General features: G+C 60.3%; 21 protein-coding genes and 2 pseudogenes. 15 read left to right on the top strand and 8 right to left on the bottom strand.

Features of this window, described 5'->3' with window-relative positions:
* Positions 1-37: 37 nt before the first annotated feature.
* The 4 genes from PQR53_RS22330 (at position 38) to PQR53_RS22315 (ending at position 4,363) form a co-directional block, all read left to right on the top strand.
* Entirely contained in the window at positions 38-928 is an 891-nt protein-coding gene (locus PQR53_RS22330; protein ID WP_408458483.1) for a LysR family transcriptional regulator, read from the top strand.
* 167 nt (positions 929-1,095) lie between these two features.
* Positions 1,096-2,262, top strand: coding sequence for a CaiB/BaiF CoA transferase family protein (locus PQR53_RS22325; RefSeq protein ID WP_408458480.1), 1,167 nt, complete (start codon positions 1,096-1,098; stop codon positions 2,260-2,262).
* The gene (locus PQR53_RS22320; RefSeq protein ID WP_408458477.1) at positions 2,259-3,023 is read left to right on the top strand and encodes an enoyl-CoA hydratase; all 765 of its coding nucleotides are present in this window, start codon (positions 2,259-2,261) and stop codon (positions 3,021-3,023) included. The genes PQR53_RS22325 and PQR53_RS22320 overlap by 4 nt, the downstream gene beginning before the upstream one ends.
* A 23-nt stretch (positions 3,024-3,046) precedes the next feature.
* Complete coding sequence (locus PQR53_RS22315) at positions 3,047-4,363, top strand: MFS transporter (RefSeq protein WP_408458474.1); 1,317 nt, start codon at positions 3,047-3,049, stop codon at positions 4,361-4,363.
* Between the two features lie 146 nt (positions 4,364-4,509).
* Here the strand turns inward: PQR53_RS22315 and PQR53_RS22310 are convergent, their stop codons facing one another.
* Entirely contained in the window at positions 4,510-4,659 is a 150-nt protein-coding gene (locus tag PQR53_RS22310) for a hypothetical protein (protein WP_408458575.1), read from the bottom strand.
* A 283-nt stretch (positions 4,660-4,942) separates the two neighbouring features.
* Complete coding sequence (locus tag PQR53_RS22305; RefSeq protein WP_408458472.1) at positions 4,943-5,128, bottom strand: hypothetical protein; 186 nt, start codon at positions 5,126-5,128, stop codon at positions 4,943-4,945.
* Between the two features lie 41 nt (positions 5,129-5,169).
* On the opposite strand from PQR53_RS22305, the gene PQR53_RS22300 reads away from it, so the two are divergent.
* From PQR53_RS22300 to PQR53_RS22275, 6 genes are all read left to right on the top strand, one after another.
* The gene (locus PQR53_RS22300; protein WP_408458469.1) at positions 5,170-6,282 is read left to right on the top strand and encodes an alpha/beta fold hydrolase; all 1,113 of its coding nucleotides are present in this window, start codon (positions 5,170-5,172) and stop codon (positions 6,280-6,282) included.
* Between the two features lie 114 nt (positions 6,283-6,396).
* Positions 6,397-6,594, top strand: coding sequence for a DDE-type integrase/transposase/recombinase (locus PQR53_RS22295; RefSeq protein ID WP_408458466.1), 198 nt, complete (start codon positions 6,397-6,399; stop codon positions 6,592-6,594).
* Positions 6,595-7,082: 488 nt separating this feature from the next.
* Positions 7,083-7,946, top strand: coding sequence for an amidohydrolase family protein (locus PQR53_RS22290; RefSeq protein ID WP_408458464.1), 864 nt, complete (start codon positions 7,083-7,085; stop codon positions 7,944-7,946).
* Between the two features lie 25 nt (positions 7,947-7,971).
* Positions 7,972-9,321 carry an MFS transporter gene (locus tag PQR53_RS22285; protein ID WP_408458461.1) on the top strand — a complete coding sequence of 450 codons (1,350 nt, stop codon included), beginning with the start codon at positions 7,972-7,974 and terminating at the stop codon, positions 9,319-9,321.
* Between the two features lie 127 nt (positions 9,322-9,448).
* Entirely contained in the window at positions 9,449-10,123 is a 675-nt protein-coding gene (locus tag PQR53_RS22280) for a maleate cis-trans isomerase family protein (RefSeq protein ID WP_408458459.1), read from the top strand.
* Positions 10,120-11,445, top strand: a complete 1,326-nt coding sequence (locus tag PQR53_RS22275) for an MFS transporter (protein WP_408458456.1) — start codon at positions 10,120-10,122, stop codon at positions 11,443-11,445. Before PQR53_RS22280 ends, PQR53_RS22275 begins: the two co-directional genes overlap by 4 nt.
* 41 nt (positions 11,446-11,486) lie before the next feature.
* Here PQR53_RS22275 and PQR53_RS22270 read toward each other — a convergent pair whose 3' ends face one another.
* The 4 genes from PQR53_RS22270 to PQR53_RS22255 all read right to left on the bottom strand — a co-directional run bounded on the left by PQR53_RS22270 (position 11,487) and on the right by PQR53_RS22255 (position 15,540).
* Positions 11,487-12,773, bottom strand: a complete 1,287-nt coding sequence (locus PQR53_RS22270; protein WP_408458454.1) for an MFS transporter — start codon at positions 12,771-12,773, stop codon at positions 11,487-11,489.
* A gap of 60 nt (positions 12,774-12,833) precedes the next feature.
* Entirely contained in the window at positions 12,834-13,382 is a 549-nt protein-coding gene (locus PQR53_RS22265; protein WP_408458451.1) for a LeuD/DmdB family oxidoreductase small subunit, read from the bottom strand.
* Between the two features lie 20 nt (positions 13,383-13,402).
* Positions 13,403-14,662 (bottom strand): 3-isopropylmalate dehydratase large subunit, encoded by a 1,260-nt coding sequence (locus PQR53_RS22260; RefSeq protein WP_408458448.1) that lies wholly within the window; start codon positions 14,660-14,662, stop codon positions 13,403-13,405.
* 62 nt (positions 14,663-14,724) lie between these two features.
* The gene (locus tag PQR53_RS22255; RefSeq protein WP_408458445.1) at positions 14,725-15,540 is read right to left on the bottom strand and encodes an HpcH/HpaI aldolase family protein; all 816 of its coding nucleotides are present in this window, start codon (positions 15,538-15,540) and stop codon (positions 14,725-14,727) included.
* A gap of 356 nt (positions 15,541-15,896) precedes the next feature.
* Here PQR53_RS22255 and PQR53_RS22250 point away from each other — a divergent pair, with 356 nt between their 5' ends.
* Positions 15,897-16,673, top strand: a complete 777-nt coding sequence (locus PQR53_RS22250; RefSeq protein ID WP_408458443.1) for an IclR family transcriptional regulator — start codon at positions 15,897-15,899, stop codon at positions 16,671-16,673.
* A 196-nt stretch (positions 16,674-16,869) separates the two neighbouring features.
* A pseudogene (locus tag PQR53_RS22245) lies at positions 16,870-17,067 on the top strand (IS6 family transposase); the annotation flags it as partial.
* On the opposite strand, the pseudogene PQR53_RS22240 reads toward PQR53_RS22245, so the two are convergent.
* Positions 17,045-17,158: pseudogene (locus tag PQR53_RS22240) on the bottom strand (DUF1016 N-terminal domain-containing protein); the annotation flags it as partial. The pseudogenes PQR53_RS22245 and PQR53_RS22240 sit on opposite strands and share 23 nt — an antisense overlap.
* A 17-nt stretch (positions 17,159-17,175) precedes the next feature.
* Between PQR53_RS22240 and PQR53_RS22235 the strand changes: the two are divergent.
* The 3 genes from PQR53_RS22235 (at position 17,176) to PQR53_RS22225 (ending at position 17,882) form a co-directional block, all read left to right on the top strand.
* The gene (locus tag PQR53_RS22235; protein ID WP_408458440.1) at positions 17,176-17,457 is read left to right on the top strand and encodes a DUF3564 family protein; all 282 of its coding nucleotides are present in this window, start codon (positions 17,176-17,178) and stop codon (positions 17,455-17,457) included.
* Between the two features lie 15 nt (positions 17,458-17,472).
* Complete coding sequence (locus tag PQR53_RS22230; protein ID WP_408458437.1) at positions 17,473-17,646, top strand: hypothetical protein; 174 nt, start codon at positions 17,473-17,475, stop codon at positions 17,644-17,646.
* 86 nt (positions 17,647-17,732) lie between these two features.
* Entirely contained in the window at positions 17,733-17,882 is a 150-nt protein-coding gene (locus PQR53_RS22225) for a hypothetical protein (protein WP_408458434.1), read from the top strand.
* Here PQR53_RS22225 and PQR53_RS22220 read toward each other — a convergent pair.
* Positions 17,876-18,610 carry an ABC transporter ATP-binding protein gene (locus tag PQR53_RS22220; RefSeq protein ID WP_408458431.1) on the bottom strand — a complete coding sequence of 245 codons (735 nt, stop codon included), beginning with the start codon at positions 18,608-18,610 and terminating at the stop codon, positions 17,876-17,878. The two genes, PQR53_RS22225 and PQR53_RS22220, sit on opposite strands and share 7 nt — an antisense overlap.
* Positions 18,611-18,631: the final 21 nt, after the last annotated feature.

Genomic DNA, 18,631 nt, shown 5'->3' with positions numbered 1-18,631 from the left:
TGCGCGCTCAACTCCTTCGCTACGACCCGGAGCCCCCGTGAAATTCGACACCACCACCATCCGACTGATCCTCGCCATCGCTGAGGAGGGCAGCATTTCCCGTGCTGCCGACAGACTCCGTCTGGCAGTGGCGGCCGCATCCCGCCGCGTGACGGACCTGGAAGACCAACTCGGCGCCAAACTCTTCAAGCGCGTACCGCATGGAGTCGAAATCACCGAATCGGGCGACAAGCTACTCCAATACGTCCGGCAGATCGACAACCTCATCGACCGCCTCGAAGGCGACGCGCAGGCGCTCAACCAGGGCCTCGACGGCCGCATTATCATCGGCGCGCCCAAGGCCGTCGTCATCCAGTTCCTGGCCCGCGAGATTGCCAACATCCAGCGCAAATATCCCGGCATCTCCTTGAAGATCGTCGAGGAGAACAGCAAGATCGTGCAGCAACTGCTGCGGGACAAGGTGATCGACGTCGGCATCTACGAGAAGAAAAGCGGCTTCCTGGATCTGGCGAAGTCCCCGTACAAAGAGGACCGCCTGGTGCTGGTCTATAACCGTCCGCATTTCCAGTTTCCCAATGGACCCATCGGAATCGACGATATTCTCGATCTCCCTATCGTGAGTCTCGGCAAGGGCTCCGCGGTCCTGTCCGCGGTGAAACGCGCGTACCGCAGCCGCGGGCGACTGTTCCCCAACAATTTCACCGTCAGCGGTTTCGACACCATGCTGGCGATGGTGCGCCATGGCCTGGGTGTCGGTCTGATGCCACCCGATGTCCTGCGCAGTTTTCATCCTGAGGAATCGCTGGCATCGGCCGAACTCGAGGGCGATTGGCACCAGCGCACCTACGTCCTGTCCTGCGTCGAGGGCCACGCTCAGAAGCAGACCCTGCGCAACGTGGTGACCGAACTGCTCGGCAGACCGGCCTAGTCTCCGGGGGCAGCGCGCCGCCCGGTTTCGCAACGCGCGAAACCAGACTTGATCCAGGCGTTCTTGCGGCGGCCTCGTCTGTAGTGGACAGTGAGAGCAGAAGACCGCTGGCCATGCCCTGCATGGCTAAGCGGGCTCACTCACACTTTCTACAGAGGAGACTCGGGATGACCGAATCGAAGCATCTGCCGCTGCAAGGCATCCGCGTGCTGGACGTCAGCCAGGTCATGGCGGGCCCGTTCGCCTGCATGCTGCTGGCCGATATGGGCGCGGACGTAATCAAGGTGGAGCCGCCCGAAGGCGATCAGACCCGCGGCGCGATGGGCTTCAAGATGAAAGGGCCCGACAGCATGGGCTTCCTGAACATGAACCGCAATAAGCGCTCGCTGACGCTCGACCTCAAGAGCGACGAAGGGCGCGAGTTCTTCTACAAGCTCGCCAGGACCGCCGACGTGATCGTCGAAAACTACCGTCCGGGCGTGGTGCAGCGTCTGCGCATCGACTACGAGTCGATCAAGGCGATCAATCCGAAGATTGTGTACGTCAGTATCTCCGGCTTCGGGCAAAGCGGGCCATGGGCGTCGAGGCCCGGGTTCGACCTCATGGCACAGGCCATGTCCGGCGTGATGAGTGTGACCGGCTACAAGGACGGCCAACCCGTCAAGGCCGGGGTGCCAGTGGCAGACATCGGCTGCGCGCTGTTCGCGGTCTACGGCCTCTTGTCCGCCTACATTGGCGCGCAGAAAACCGGCGAGGGCCAGCACATCGACGCGTCGCTGTTCGATTCGGTCATGGCCTTCTCAATCTGGGACATGTCGGAATACTGGGGCACGGGCGTGCCGCCGACGCCCCTCGGCACCAGTAACAAGATGAGCGCACCCTATCAGGCCGTGAGGGCGCGAGACGGGTACTTCGTAATGGGCGCCACCAATCAGAAGCTCTGGACGAAGCTGTGCGAACTGCTGGAGCGCCCGGACCTGGTCGCTCACGCCGACTATGCGAGCGTGTCGCTACGACTGAAGAATCGCGAGGCGCTGATCGAAGCCCTGGAGCAGGAATTCGCTAAGCGCAACAGCGCCGTCTGGGTCGACGCGATGCTCGCCGCCGGCATTCCGGCCGGCCCGATCCTGTCCTATCCCGAAGCGTTCGAGAGCGAGCACGCCACGCACCGTCGCATGTGCATGGAGATCGATCATCCGAACGAAGGCAAGGTCAAGAACATTGGCTTTCCCGTCAAGATGCTGGGCACGCCGCAGACGGTGCGTCGTCATCCGCCGCTGTTGGGCGAGCACAACGACGAGATCTTCGCCGAGATCGACGGGACGGCGCCATGAACGAACTCGTCACTCTCACGATCCATCAGCCGGGCGTAGCGGAGATCGTGATCGACCGCCCAGAGCGGCATAACGCAATGACGCTCGATATGTACGAGTCGCTGTTGACGCTGATCGCTGAGTGCGCAAAGGACAGCGGTGTGCGCTGCGTCCTGTTCCGGGGCACGGGCGGCAAGTCGTTCATGTCAGGCACAGACATCGCGTACTTCAGAGACTTCCGCACCGGCCGCGATGGCGTGGCCTACGAGGACTTCGTCGAGCGGGTGATCGACACGGTCGAACGCATTGCGGTGCCCACGGTTGCCGTGATCGACGGGTGGGCCGTCGGCGGCGGCCTGGCACTGGCAACGGCCTGCGATTTCCGGCTCTGTAGCGACGGCTCGCGCTTCGGCGCGCCGATCGCGAAGACGCTCTCCAACACGCTGTCGTCGCGCAACATCGCACGGTTGTATGCGGCGCTCGGCGTGCCGCAGGTCAAGAAGATGTTGCTGCTCGCCGAATACCTCACCGCGCAAGAAGCGCTAGCGTGCGGCTATGTCTATGACGTGTGCTCGCAAGACACACTGCAAGACGCCGCCCATACGCTCGCGCAACGGCTCATGGCGCTTTCACCGGTCACGCAGAAGGCCGTGAAGGAAAGCCTGCGCCGCATCGTCGTCGAACAGCGGCTCGACGACGAAGATCTGATCGAAGAGGTATACGGCAGCGCCCGTTTCAAGGACGCCGTGGTCGCCTTTACCTCGGGCTCGTCGAAAAAATAACAACGAACAATGTGGAGTGAGACATGAAACGAATACAGCTCAAGGCGACCACTACCGTCCTGCTGATGTTGTGCCTGATGTACCTCATCACCTACGTCGACCGTGTCAACATCAGCACCGCAGCCGGGCAATTCAAGTCCGAACTCGGGCTGAGCAACACGCAGCTCGGCTTCATTTTCTCGGCTTTCGCGTACCCGTACGTGATATTCCAGTTCGTCGGCGGCTGGGTCAGCGATCGCTTCGGCGCCAAGCGCACACTGATCGCCTGTGCCTTCATCTGGGCAGTGGCGACCACGCTGACGGGCCTCGCCGGCGGCTTCGCAACGCTCGTCGCGGCGCGGCTGCTGCTGGGCCTGGGCGAAGGCGCCACCTTCCCCGCTTCCACCAGCGCCATGGCGTCGTGGGTGAGGAAGGACAAGCGCGGCATGGCCCAAGGTATCACTCACTCGTCGGCGCGGCTCGGCAATGCGGTGGCGCCGATGCTGGTGCTGGCGCTGATGACTGCGTTCGACTGGCGATTCGCCTTCTACCTGCTCGGCGCGCTGAGTTTCGGCTGGCTGGTCCTGTGGTACGTGACCTACACCGAAAAACCGGCGGATCATCCGCGCATCACCCCCGACGAAATTGAGAGCCTGCCACCGCCGAGAGTTCGTCCGGTGGAAGTGCCCGGTACCTGGGCGCGTCTCTATCGTCGCCTGCTGCCTGTCTCCGCCGTGTATTTTTGCTACAACTGGATCCTCTGGCTGATGCTCGACTGGATGCCGCTCTACTTCATGCATAGCTTCCATCTGAACATCAAGAAGGCGGTCATTTTCACGTCAGGGGTATTCGTCGCCGGGGTGTTCGGCGATCTGATCGGCGGCCTCATCAGCGATAAGCTGCTTCGACGCACCGGCAATCTGAAGCTCGCGCGCAGCGTCCTGGTAGCGTTCTGCATGACCATGACCGGCTTGTCGCTGATCCCGGTGGTGCTGATCCACGAACCGATGTATTCGCTGATTTTTCTGGCCGCGGCGATGTTCTTCAACGAAATGAATATCGGGCCAATGTGGGCTATTCCGATGGACATCGCTTATGACCGCTCGGGTACGGCCAGCGGCATCATGAGCGGAACGGGCTTCACGGCAGCGATCGTCAGCCCGGTTGTGGCGGGCTATCTGATCGACAGACTGGGGAATTGGAATGTCACCTTTCTACTATCCATCGGCGTGATGGCCTGCGGTGTACTGCTGACTTTTATCATGAAACCGGATATGCCGTTCGTCGCCACACTGAAGCGAGCGGCGCCTTCGGAGCACGCAGGTCGAGATGCAGCGCTACCGATTGCCGATAAAAGCTGAAAGAAACGTAAATGCCTTAGGGGACTTGCAGCGGGAGTGGATGGGCACGAGCGCCCGCCAATCCAGAATATCGTTTGTCGGCCCACAGACCGCAGACACTGCGAGTCCCCGCAAAAAATCAATTACAGTCGGGCGTCGAGAACGATTCAGTGAGGCGCAGCCAGTGAGGCGCAGCCAGTGAGGCGCAGCCAGTAAGTCGCGCCCAGCGACGGCACGTCATCGTTGAAATCGTAGCTCGCGTTGCGCAGCATGCAGGGGCCGAGACCATGACCGTGGTCGCCGTTCGAGCAGCGCATCCCGGCGTACATCCGCAACGAACACAAAAGGAATCGGTCGCACGGGGCGGCATGAAACGCTGTACGTTTGGCATGCTTTAGTGCATCCACGCGCTTGAATGAGAGTCGCCCGCATCACATACTGATCTCAAGGAAACGCCGTCGGATAGCTATCTACGATCAGGAAATACCGCGCAGCGCGAGAAGACCTTCTGCATGTACAACGGCAAAGCCTTTCCGCTAACTGGCGAAATCTTAAATTGCCTTCAACCGAATCGGGTGTACGTATTCTTTCACTCTCCTATCAGAACGCCTCGACCGGTGGCTGAAAAATACCCAGCAGACCCACTCTGATGAACAGCTCGCAGCTTCGAAGGATATTGCCGAGCTTGAACGCCGGATGAAAGAGTTGGACGGTTAGCCCGTTGGCTTCCACACCGCTGTACCCGGAGGACTTGGTGGCACGGATGCTTGCAGCCTCGACACGCATTGGGCAAACTCCTGCCACTTCAACGAATGGGTGATTTACGAATGGGACGTGTGACACATGGGCTGGCGGTTATCGCCACAGTGCTAGGCTTTGCCGCCGCGGCACAAGCGCAGGAACCGGCTACCGGCGGAGCTGCGCAGACGTATTTTGAAGGAAACCTGCCGCTTGAAAGTGGGCAGGTCATCAAGGATTTTTCGATTTCGTACGCGACGCATGGCACCCTGAATGCCGAGAAGTCAAACGCCATCCTTATGGTCACTGCGATTGGCGGGAACCACCATCGGCTCGATTACCTGATCGGTCCAGGCAAGGCACTTGATACCAATAAGTATTTCATCATCACGACTGACGCTATCGGCAATGGGCTGACAACCTCGCCGTCCAATAGCCTCACCCAGGCCGGCATGTCGTTCCCCCACTTCTTGATTCGCGATATGGTCGAATCGCAATACCGACTTGTTACACGCAAATTCGGCATTGCGCATCTGGTCGCAGTAATTGGCGCTTCGATGGGCGGCATGCAAACTCTGCAGTGGGGCGTCAGTCATCCCGATATGATGGACGCGCTGGTTCCAATCGTTCCTCTGGCACGCACGCCGGCGTGGACCAAAGCCGTGCTCGATCTCACGCGACAGGAGATCATGTCTGATCCTGCGTGGGATGACGGAAATTACAAACAACCTCCGCAAACGGGAATGCGTCTGTGGGCCGGTACGATGGCACTGATCACTCGCACGCCGGAACTACTCAAGAACACGATGCCGAAAAGCGACGACGTCGAGCCGTGGCTTCTTAAGACCGAAGATGACGGGTGGAAGAATTTCGATGCACGTAACTGGGTTTACCAGACCTGGGCCTACGATGCGCACGATATCGGCACCACACCAGGTCTGAACGGCGACTACTATCAGGCGTTACGGTCGATCCGGGCGCGCACGCTGATTCTCGCCGGGGTCGGCGATCTGCTCAACCCGGAACCGGAGGCACTAGAAGCCGCACGCTACATCCAGGGCGCGCAATTTGAATCGATCGAACCACGCTGGCCGTCGGGTCATTTTTCCGCTGCCGGAGCAACGCAGCCGGAAGTGGATTTCCAGAATCGCGTAATCGGTGCCTTCCTCACAAAAGTCTACGCGGACAGAAGTACGAGCTAAGGTGCGCCAGGCGGCTGCCGATGCGCTGCGACGCGAACGCTGGCAAGGCCATCAAACATCAGGGGCCGCCACCGGAGACGATCACTCGATGGGTATGCCGCCTCGCACCGCGCCGTGCGCGAGACGATCGCTGACGCTCTGCTGCCTGAGGGAACACAAGTGCGCTCCTCGAAGTATCTGAATAACGTGATCGAACAGGATCATCGAAACATCAAGTCCAGAACGAACGTGATGCCCAGATTCAAACGATTCAGGTGTGCGAAGACCACGATTTCAGGCATCGAGTTGATGCACCGCATCTGCAAGGGTTAGTTCAATCTCCGCACTCTCGGACTAAGGAGTCTCGGCTTTGCCGGCTGTTTGCACCAGAACTGTCGAGGCCACGTCTGAGCCCATCCAGATCCGGTTTCGTCTGAGCATCGCGTCGCACGGCGGATCGTGAGATCAATTCAATCCCCATAGCCGCTCAGAGCTCACGTCGCGTCGGTCCACTCCGCGGCTTCCTCCCTCGAGCCTTGTCCAACGACTGCCCGCATACGTCGTCGTGCGTTCTCGCGGCAGCGGACAAGGGCAGGCGTCGAACAAGCCTTAACAACTGCAATCGACGGTCGAAACCTGATTGACCTTGCAATCATCAATTTGCCGGACTTGCTCCGACTGGAATATGGGGAAAACCCTTGTTATAAAACTTCTCTGTATATGAGAAAGTTTATTTACGCTTACGTGGCGAATGCAACTTGGTGTCAGCCCTTAGATGCGTTCGCCGCCTTCATCGCCCTCTTTCCGACGAAACCCGCCCGATGCACCACAGCTCGACCCAAGTCGCTTTTGAAACGCCCTCGCTGGCGTGCGATACCCATTTCCACGTATTCGGTACACCTGATCGTTACCCCTATCCGGCCGAGCAATTGCGCTATACCCCACCGGTGGCACAGATCGATGACTATCTCGAACTGGCAGCGGCCCTGGGGATCCAGCGCATGGTGTTGGTCCAACCCAGTGCGTACGGCCGCGACAACACCTGCATGCTGGACGCCATGCAAAGCCTGGATCCAGCGGTACGGCGCGGTATCGTCGACATCGACGAAAACGCCAACGACAGTGAATTTGCCCGTCTGAATGCGCTTGGCGTGCGTGGCGTGCGCATCAATGTCAATCCGATCAAACCGTTAGTACCCGGTTTCTCCGAGACGATGCGTCGCCGCATCGCGCGACTCGACGCCCGTTGCAGCGAACTTGGCTGGTCGCTCGATTTCCTGTTGCCCGGCTGGCTGACCGCTGAATTGCTGCCAGACATGAAAGGTCTGCGCAGCAATTTCAGCGTTGCCCACCTCGGCATGAACCTCGCGCGCGACGGCATCACGACCGCCGGCTTCACTGGGCTGGTCGATCTGCTCAAACATGGCGAAGGACGCTGCTGGGTGAAGCTGACTGGCACCTATCGCATTTCGACACAACCGGGTTTCGACGATATCGCGCCGCTAGTCCAGACGCTGTCGCAGGCGGCTCCCGATCGACTGATCTGGGGCTCGGATTATCCGCACCTGTCATTCGCTGAAAACGATACGGTGGTTCTCTTCAACCTGCTTGCGCGCTGGCTACCGGATCCGGCGCTCCGTCAAAAGGTGCTGGTCGACAACCCTGCCACGTTGTACGGCTTCTGAATCCTTTGATTCCTGAGAGGCCGCTATGCAATCGAATCTGGCACCCCGAACTCAACCTGCATCGAACGGCTGCACAGGCGCGTCCTCATCGGTAATTAGCGCGCTGGAAGTCGAAACGATGCGCAAGGTATCGAAACGCCTGGTGCCGTTTTTGCTGATTGCCTATCTGGTCTCAGTCATCGACCGTACCAATATCGGCTTTGCCGCTATGCAGATGAGTCATGACGTCGGCTTGAGCCAAAGCATGTTCGGGCTCGCTGGCGGCATTTTCTTCGTGTCGTATTTCATCTGCGAGGTGCCAAGCAACCTCGCGCTCGAGCGCTTCGGCGCGCGTCGCTGGCTGTCGCGCATCATGGTGTCGTGGGGACTGGTGGCGGGAGCAAGCGCGCTGGTCATCGGGCCGAAAACTTTTTTTACAGCGCGCTTTATTCTTGGCGTCGCCGAAGCCGGCTTTTTGCCGGGGGCGATCTATTACCTGACGAACTGGTTCCCGAGCGCCTACCGCAGCCGCGTCATGGCCTGGTTCGTCCTGTCCGTCCCGGCCGCGGGATTGCTTGGCTCGCCCATTTCGGGCGCCTTGCTCAACATGGGCGGACTGATGGGTCTGCGCGGCTGGCAATGGCTATTCGTGATCGAAGCCGTCCCGCCGATCCTGCTCGGCATCTTCGCACTCTATTGGCTGACCGATAGCCCCGCACAAGCACGCTGGCTGAGCGCCGAGCAGCGCGACTGGCTGGTCACTCGACTCGCCGGTGATGAGAACCGGCGACACGCACCACCCAAAGTCTCGCTGTGGAAAGTGCTGTCCGACTGGCGGGTACTCATGCTGACGCTCGTGTGCGGCAGCACCGTCACCGTCAGTACCGTGCTGGGCTTCTGGCAGCCGCTGATTATCCGCTCCTTTGGCGTCAGCTATTTCAATGCCGGTCTGCTGACCGCGTTGCCGTACGGTGCCGCCGCGCTGGCCATGATTCTCTGGGGGCGCATGTCAGACCGTCATGGCGAGCGCATCTGGTTCAACGTCATACCGATGACGTTAGCCGTGATCGGCATGATCGGTACGCTGTACTTCTCGAGCCTCATCGCGACCGTGATTCTGTTCGTGCTGGTCATGGTCGGCACCTATGCCTGCAAGGGACCGTTCTGGGCGCTGGCGACCGAATCGGTACCGGCCACCGTCGCCGCCGCCGGCATTGCGCAAATCAATGCACTGGGAAGCCTGCCGGGCTTCTTTGCCTCCTACCTGATTGGCGCGATCCGCCAATCGACCGGTAGTTACCCACTGGCGATCCTGCCTATCGCGGTGTTCTGTGCGATGGGAGTCGTGGCCGTGGCGATGATCGGGCGGTTGCAGTCGAAAGCGCGTTGGTTCTAGCAAGGAAGACGTGCCATAACTGTCGTGATGGCAACCATGCCCGACGCCGCACAGCCGCACAGCCACTCGCAAATTTCATCCCGAACAGATTTGCGGAACCGGAAACACATATCCTGAGAGCGTACCTATGAGTTTCGATCGACCACTACGTGTGGGCCTGATGGTGCCGGCCAACAACAGCACCATGGAAAGCGAACTGCTGGCATGGTTGCCGGCAGGCTCAACCTGCCAGACCTTGCGAATTGCGCGCGGCGCCGCCATGCTGGATGCCGATACGCTGCCCGCCTACCGGGCGGTTGCGCTCGATCTGGCCAAATCGTTCGACCGCGACGCGCTCGATGTGATTGTGTATGGCTGTACCGCGGCGGGTTTTATCGCAGGTCCCGCAGCCGATACGGCGATTGGCTCGGCGATCGCGGAATGCACCGGCTTGCCCACCATTACGACGGCGCAAGCGATGGTCCGCACGCTGAGCCGGCATGCCGTAAAGCGCGTTGCGTTGGTCACGCCGTACCTCGACGCGGTCAACGATCGGCTCACGGCATTTCTCGGGGCATACGATATCCAGGTCGCCTCACTGTCCAGTTTCAAAGCCAAAAACGTCGATGAACTGGCTGCGATCGGTTCGGCCCAGGTGGCCGAACGCACGCGCATCGCCCTACAGACCGATTGCGATGCCGTGTTTGTCGCATGTTCGCAGTTGCCGACGCTCGAGGTCCTGCGAGCGCTGTCCGCCAGTGCCGCCAAGCCCCTCTTTTCGTCGATCCAGGTTAGCGCACTGCTCGCGCGCGAGATCCAATGAGCACTTCTTCTGCCGCACAGGCGATGTCCGAAGCCGCGACATTGGAAGCGCAAACCATGCGCCGCGTGCAGTGGAGGCTGATGCCTTTCCTGATCGTTTCTTATCTGGCATCAGTGATAGACCGGGGCAATATTGGTTTCGCCAGCCTGCAGATGAACGCCGATATCGGGCTATCGCATACCCTGTTCGGACTTGCGGGCGGCATCTTCTTTATCTCCTATTTCTTCTGCGAAATTCCGAGCAACGTGGCACTGGAGCGTTTCGGTGCGCGGCGCTGGATTGCCCGGGTGATGATCAGTTGGGGCATCGTGGCGGGTGCGATGGCGTTTGTCGCCGGCCCCAGATCGTTTCTGGTCCTGCGCTTTTTGCTCGGCGCCGCGGAAGCCGGCTTCTTTCCCGGCGTAATTCTTTACCTGACCTACTGGTTTCCGACGCGCTACCGAGCGCGCATGATCGGCATCTTCATGGTTTCAATTCCGGTGGCGAATGCGCTCGGCTCGCCGCTTGCCGGCATGTTGCTGCAGACGGATGGCATTGCCGGCCTGCACGGCTGGCAGTGGCTGTTTCTGGCTGAGGCCGTACCAACTGTCGCACTCGGTGTGGCCGCACTATTCTGGCTGACGGATCAGCCCAGCCTCGCCAAATGGCTGCCGCCCCAAGGACGCGCATGGCTGTCCCACACGCTCGAGCAGGAAGCCCGCGCGCGTAGCTTGCTGCTGACGCATAAGCCCAGCCTGTGGACCACGCTCGGTGACCGCCGCGTGTTGCTGCTGACGTTGATTTCCGCCGCCACCACAACCGCGAGTACCGCGCTGGCAATCTGGCAACCGCTGATCATCAACTCGCTCGGGCTCGACTATTTGCAGACCGGGCTGGTCAGCGCAATTCCCTACGTCGCAGCCTCCCTCGCGATGATTTTCTGGGCACGCAGTTCGGATCGACGTGGCGAACGCATCTGGCATAACGCGGTTCCGATGATCATGGTGGTCGTGGGTTTCGTCGGCATGCTGCTGGTACATGCCCTGTGGCCGGTGGTCACGCTGCTGACAGTGGTCATGGTCGGCACCTATGCATGCAAGGGACCATTCTGGTCGATGGCGACCGAATGGCTACCACCGCCGGTGGCGGCTGTCGGAATTGCACAAATCAGCGCCCTGGCCAACCTGAGCGGCTTTTTTGCATCATGGTCGATCGGCGCGATCCGTGATGTCACCGGGAGTTTTGTCCTGGCCCTCACGCCACTCCTGGGTTTGTGCGTAGTCGGCACGCTGTCCATGATCTGGCTTGGCATATCCGGAAGCGCCCGGCGTCTCGAACGTTGAGTGCCGCGGTTTTCCCAGGACACGAATTGGCCGCTTTCGATTCAGCTGATTTTCTGGGACGGACGAATCAGCAGGGTCGCAAGTATCCCTAACACTGCCGCGGCGATCAGCGTATATATCGTGTAGCCCCAACCGATGCGCGTGCCGATCAGCGCGCTCACCGTCGGCATGATGGTGGCCGCGGCGAACCCCCACATATTCATCCACGCGGACACGATGCCGGTATATGCACCGCCGATGTCGGTCGACAGCGCCCACGGCAGGACCCCAGCAAAGCCTGCAAACCCCAAGCCGAAGCTCGTCATCAGCACGACGGCCCACGGGTTGTCGAGCAATGTACCGATATACAGAAAAATGGCCGCCAACAAGAAGCCGGCCATGATCACGACGTTGCGCGCCAGGTACAAGGAGCCGCCTTTGCGGAACAAGGCATCGGAAAAGCGACCGACCGACAGCGCCGAAACAAATATGAAAACCCAAGGTATCGATGCGGCATAGCCCATCGCGTGCAAGCTCATGTGCAGATGCTTTTCGAGAAAGAACGGCATCCAGTAGAGATAGAACTGGATCACATACAAGGCAAAGAAGAAGGTCAGCCCGACGCCCCAGAATGAGCGCGACCGGAATAGCGCGCGCCACGGCACTGCGTCGCGCTTCACCTGTCCATCGACTCCCGCGAGAATGTAGTCCAGTTCGGCCCGGTTGACGCCCTTATGTTCGGCCGGATGATTGCGCGTCGACCTATACCAGAGTACTGCCGCGACGATACCTAGCAAGCCGCTGACGATGAATATCCATTTCAGGCCAAAAGACTGCAGGATCCAGACCGCTACTGGCGGCGTAACGATCGAGGCGCCATAGGTGCCGGCCGTTTTGACGCCATTCGCAATACCGCGCTCGCGTACCGGAAACCAGTGCAGGTTGTACTGATTCAGCGCCGGAAACAGTGGCGCTTCGCTAAAGCCGAAACCCGCGCGTATCACAAGCAACGAAAGAAAGCCGCCCGCGTAGCCGGTCAGTATCGTGAAGATCGACCAGGCCAGCACGACCAGGGTCACGCCCAGGCGCGTACCGATCCGCCGAATCAGCAACGCGCCCGGGATCTGCAACGCCGCATAAGCCGCCGAGAATGCGCTGGTGATCAACCCCATCTGTACCGGTGTCAGCTTCATCGTCTCGAGGATGGATGAGGTGCTGACGGCGATGTTGGAACGATCGATATAGGCGATCAGGCTCAGCATGAATACCAGACCAAGGCCCTGCCACCGCGCTGTGGTTGCGTGTTCGGCCGATGCGTTTGGCACGGCCAGGTTCTGAATCGTCTCCATTGCCCCCTCCAGGGTGTTTTTGTCGGAAAAGCTCTACCGTCCGCTTCCGCGGGGTACGTGTTACATGGGAGGGTCCGGGTCGGTGTGCTGTTGTCTGTCGGCGATTTTTCTCTTCGCGTATGGCACCAGTCCGCCGCTTGCCATGATCTCCAGCGCGCTGGCCGACAAGGGCGTCGCGGTAAACGTTGCCCCGCTGGTCTGGTCGACAATTGCGGCGCTTCGCAGGTCGACATTGAGACGATGCCCGGAACTCACACTCGTGGAAATGCCTGGACATACGAGAATCGGCAAGGCGTTGTTGATTGCGTTCCGCAGGAAATAGCGCGCGAATGAATCGGCGATCACCACGCGGATACCGGAGCCGCGGAGCGCAAAAATCGGCCCCTCGATTGATTTCCCGCCGCCGCCGAAATTCTTGCCGGCCACAACGATTTGATACTGTCCTGCAAGCGCCGCGGCGGCGAATTCCGGATACATGTCGGCGAAGCTGGCCAGCGCGAGGGATTGGCTGTCGAGCGCATTCGAGCTTTTGAAGCGCACCGGCATGATGTCGAGTGCCTTGACATCGTCGCCGACCACAAACGCGGAGCCCGTGATTTGAGTTTCCATATGATCTCCTCTGGACTGCTCTAGAGCGTGCGGGGGTCGGTGATGACGCCGCGCAACGCCGAGGCCGCGACGGTTTCGGCCGATGACAGATAGACGAACGATTCTTTGCTGCCCATGCGGCCCAGCATATTTCTGTTCCCGGAACTGATACAGGTTTCGCCCCGGCTCAGGACGCCGCTGTGCTCGCCCATGCATGGACCGCAGCCCGGCGGGAAGAACAGTGCACCCGCGTCGGTCAGGGCGCTGACCGCGCCCGAGTTGAGCGCGCGCTGCCATACCTCTCTCGACGCCGGAATCACCAGGAAGCGCACGCCGGGTGCGATCTTGCGTCCGACTAACATGTCGGCCGCGGCGGCGATATCGTCGAAGCGACCGTTGGTGCAGGTACCGATGACAGCTTGCTGAATCGGTGTGCCCGCCACCTCGCCGACCGGGTGGATGTTGTCGATCGCGTGGGGACACGCCACCAGCGGTTCAATCGCGCCGAGGTCCACTTCCATGGTTTCCAGATAGCGACAATCTCGATCGCTATACACGGGGGTGAAGGGACGCTGCGCGCGCGCTTCAACGTAACCGAGACTGACCGCGTCCGGCTCGATGATGGCCGATTTGGCGCCCATGTCGGAACAGAAATTGGTAAGCGTAAAACGGCCGTCCATCGCAATGGACGCCAGCGCCTCGCCGCCGATCTCGATCGTCTTGTAGACGGCCTTCTTCTCATAGCCGAGCACGTTCATCAAGGTCAGCGCGATGTCCTTGGCCGTCACCCGGGGCCCCAGGCGGCCGCGCAATTCGATGCGTATCGTCTCCGGCACCATCAGCCAGGTCTCGCCCAGCGCGACGGCCACTGCCGCATCGGTCTGCCCGACACCGATGACGGCCGCACCGAGCGCGCCGCCCGTGGGCGTATGCGACTCGTTCATCACGATCAGTTCGCCCGGCAGGATCAGGCCTTTCTCCGGCATCACGACGTGCATGATGCCGGTGCCGACGTCGTTGATATCTGTCACTTTGAGCTCGCGTGCAGCGGCTCGGATGTCGGCGTGCGTCTCCGCAATCGCGATATTACTTGCCGGGCTCTGATGATCCAGCATGATGGCAAACCGCTCGGGCCGCGGTACCTCGGTGACGCCGAGCTTTTTCAGCGTGTTGAGTACCAATTTGCCCTGCACATCCATGGTCGAAACCTGGTCGACCTTGCAATCGAGAAAATCGCCGGGCTTCACGGTAGCTTTGCCAGCCGCACGCGCCAGGATTTTCTCGGTAATGGTCATGCCCATACGTTAACCTCGATTCGATGTTTTGAAAGACACGGGGGCCGCGCCACCGGAATGGGATGCCGTCAAAGCGGATTGGGAATGGCGAGGTCCTGGACCATCTTGGCGCGCTGTGCGCATGCCGCGACCAGAAACGACAGGTCGGTGCCGGTCGAGACATAGCGCGCGCCCATGCCGACAAAATCGGCGATCAGCTGCGGACGCGATGCGAGTCCGCCCACCCCGGCGAACTTGCCGTGCCTGTTGCATGCGGCGATGACGCGCTCATAGGCGTCGCGCACGTTCTGGTGCTCGTACTCGCCGGGGATCCCCATATCCGCGATCAGATCGTTGGTGCCGACAAGGATCAGGTCGACCCCATCCACTGCGGCGATCGCGTCAACCTGATCGAGCGCGCTCACCGTTTCTATCTGCACCACGACCATGGTGGCGTCATTCAAGGCGGCATTGGCCGCGGCAGTGGGGAAATTGCGGTACTGCAGATGGGGCAGTCCGGAGTTGGCCGAACGCTCGCCCAACGGCGCGAACTTGGCATATGACACGACCCGCCGTGCATCCTCAGCCGAGAGAATGTGCGGCGCGATGATGCCTTGCGCCCCGCCATCCAATACCCGCGAGATGTATTCCGGTGTTTTGGCCGGTACCCGAACGAGCGGCGCGATGCCGATTTCGAGAGCCGTCATGCAGATTTGCGCGCATGCGTCCAGCGTGATGCTGCTGTGCTCCAGGTCGACATAGAACGAGTCGAAACCGGCGGTCTTCGCGATTCTGGCGATTTCGACGGTGCGCACCAACCGGACCATCATCGACGACGCGACACCTCCCTCGCGCATTTTCTCCTTCAAGTTGTTGCGCACGATTGCATTGAGTTCGTTTGACACAGCGCCCCCCGATAAGCGTCACACCCAAACAAGGTGAAAATACGAATAATAAAGATTCTCTACATGTGAGAAACTTTATCAACCTTCTCGGGAGAGTGCAAGTCCGTGCAAGCCGTCGGAAGCGTTCATTGCCCGCCCCGAATTCACTTGACGAAATCTGCGATGTCACCGGGTGCCATGTCTTGGCCGTGACGCAGTTCTTGGGCTTATACGTGGCCGGTACGCTGGCCATGACGTGGCGTGCCTAAGCGAAACCCCCGGACGGCCCCCAAGGGGAATGTGGCGCGAGTCGTTCATAATGGAGGTTCATCGGAACCTCACATTCCCCGACTCTTCATGACCAACCGTATTCGCCCATGAGTGGCCTCGCCCGTCTTCTTTCCTTGCTCGATCTTTTCACACCCGACATGCCAGTGTGGCCGTCGGATGCCTTGATTGAGCACATGGCCTGCCCTGCGTCGACTGGCTACCGGTATATCAAGGCTCTGCACGAGGCGGGTTTTCTGACCCGGGTGGCCAACGGCTCCTATGCGCTTGGCCCGCGCATCCTCGATCTGGATCGCACGCATCGCGTTTCGGATCCGATCTATGTCGCCGGCACGCCGGTGATTCGACGCCTCGCGCACAAGACCGGCTTTAGCACTTTGTTATGCGAGTTGTTCGGCGATTCCGTGGTATGCGTTCAACGCCAGTTGAATAGCGAAAACCTTGAGAATTTGTTTGATCGCGGCCAGAGTCGGCCTCTGTTTACCGGTGCGGCCGCCAAAGCCATTTTGGCGTGGCTGCCAACGCATCAATTGAAAAGTCTGTTCGCCAAGCACCGCGAAGTCATTCAGAGGGCTGCCCTTGGGGACGACTGGGAGAGTTTTCGCAACACGCTGCGGGACATCCGTGCAATGGGCTACGTGCGCACCGTGAGCGAGTTTCATACCGGGATCGCCGCGATCGGCGCGCCTCTTTTTAACCGACAGCGCGACGTGGTAGGCAGCCTCGTTCTGGCGGTGTCCACGCTAGACCTTGATGAGCCCGCGTTTGCCGCCTTGGCGCCCGAGGTCATCGCTGCCAGCCAGACAGTCACCCGGGCCCTGGCGGAGCCGCATATCAGCGATGTGTTGGCGGCACGCGCACTTTGAACGAATGGCTGTGGCGCAGCGTGAAGTAAAAAAAATGATACTGTCAAAGTATCGGTTGGCGAGCGGCCGAACATGCATGATGGAAGGATAACTAATTTAAACTGTAAAGCGCTCCGGCATTGGAGTGCATGTCACACTTTCCCAGCCTTCTAAGGCCTGGGTACGTAGCGCCCGTTTTTGCCGGCTCTGTCAGGTCCGCAGGCGCGAGCGTCGGATGTGCGGCTTTCGCGATGCGCGTCGCGCGTAAGCGTTTCTCTCATGTTTTGGCCCGATCCGGCAGCACTTCGCGTTGCCCAGACATCGGATGAACGCGGCATGTCATCGCGCCGTCCTCCAGAAACGTTTCGCCACATGGCATGGTTGGATTATTATCGGCGCGCCAGCGAGGCAATGACCTGCTGGCCATACCCGGCACGCTCGCCTCCGAGAACTTCGGCCTGGATCCGGCGACCTACCTGCCAGTAAAGAAGTGTCAACTCCCCCGTCGCGGCTGTCGGAGAAGATGCCGAGCTGTGAAGTGATTCTGGGAACTGCCAACACGCTCGTCTGCGGACCGCACGATGCGACGCCCTGCTGCGTACTCGAAGGGTTCGATCTGAACGCCGCTTCTGGACCATTCGAGGGCGAAACCGGACGCGCACAGTGGTGCTCGGATGCGGGCAGATCGCTGATCACGGGCCATTGGCATGTGCAATGTGTCGACAACGAGAACACAGAGCCGGAGGACGGCATCTTCGGCGGAGACGACAACCCGGGAGCGTTGTCGGCACTGCCACCAGCATGAGGTGCTACTGTGGGAATGATTGCCAATCTTGACGACGTGCGCCATGCGTACGGACTCTGCTTCGTGCGCGCGCCCTGGGCCTATTTCACGCGTTTGGCGCTCGACCAGCAATGGGGCGATGGCTGGGAACGCGTGCCTTATGAACAGCATGCCGGCCCCCCTTATGCCGACAGCCCGAGCAGATCCTGACCGTAGCCTTCGATGATCCGCTGTATCCGCCCGATCCCGGCTACGACGGCAAGGAGCGCAGCGCCAACGAATTCAATCGTGGCGAGATGCCATGGCTGCGTACGCAAAGTTTTGTCGGCAATGCCCCGATTCACATCATGGCGGGCATCACGCTCGAGTCATTTGTGGAGCAGGTCGAACTCGCGACATTGGCGGCGGCCAACATGGCGGCGCCCGCACAGCCCTCCCCTCAATGACTCGCCCCTAGATAAGCCGCCTTGACCGAAGGATCATTACGCAACTGCGCCGCTGGACCATGCGCCGCGATCCGGCCATTCTCCAGCACGTACCCATAATCAGCCACATTCAGCGCTGCCGCTGCAAACTGCTCAACCAGCAGCATCGTCACACCTTCGCTCTTCAGATTGCCGATAATCCGAAACACTTCCTCGACGAGAATCGGCGCGAGCCCCATCGACGGTTCGTCGAGCAGCACGATATCCGGATTCAGCATCACCGCGCGCGCCATCGCCAGCATCTGCTGCTCGCCGCCGGAGAGCGTGCCGGCCAGTTGATGCCGGCGCTCCTTCAGCCGTGGAAACAGTTCGATCGCTCGCTCCAGATCCGCATTCACATCGCCGCGCGGCCTCGCCCAGGTGAGACGCGGGAAAGCGCCGAGAAGCAGATTGTCGGTGACGCTCATCGTCGCGAACACGCGCCGGCCTTCCGGTGAATGCGCGAGCCCGAGCCGCGCGATGCGGTGCGAATCCAGCGCGTCGATACGCTTCGCTTCGCTGCCCACGCCCATCGTGATCTCGCCGCCAGTGGGGCGAATCATGCCGGAGATCGCGCGCATCGTCGTGGTCTTGCCCGCGCCGTTCGAGCCAATCAACGTGACGACCGACGCCTTCGGCACGTCGATCGAAATGCCATGCAGCACTTTGACCTTGCCGTAACCCGCATGCAGATTTTTGATCGATAGCATGTCTGTTCCTGTGGGAAACGT

Source organism: Paraburkholderia fungorum (assembly GCF_046027605.1).
GTDB classification, from domain to species: domain Bacteria; phylum Pseudomonadota; class Gammaproteobacteria; order Burkholderiales; family Burkholderiaceae; genus Paraburkholderia; species Paraburkholderia fungorum_F.
This window is presented reverse-complemented; position numbering and strand designations above follow the sequence as displayed.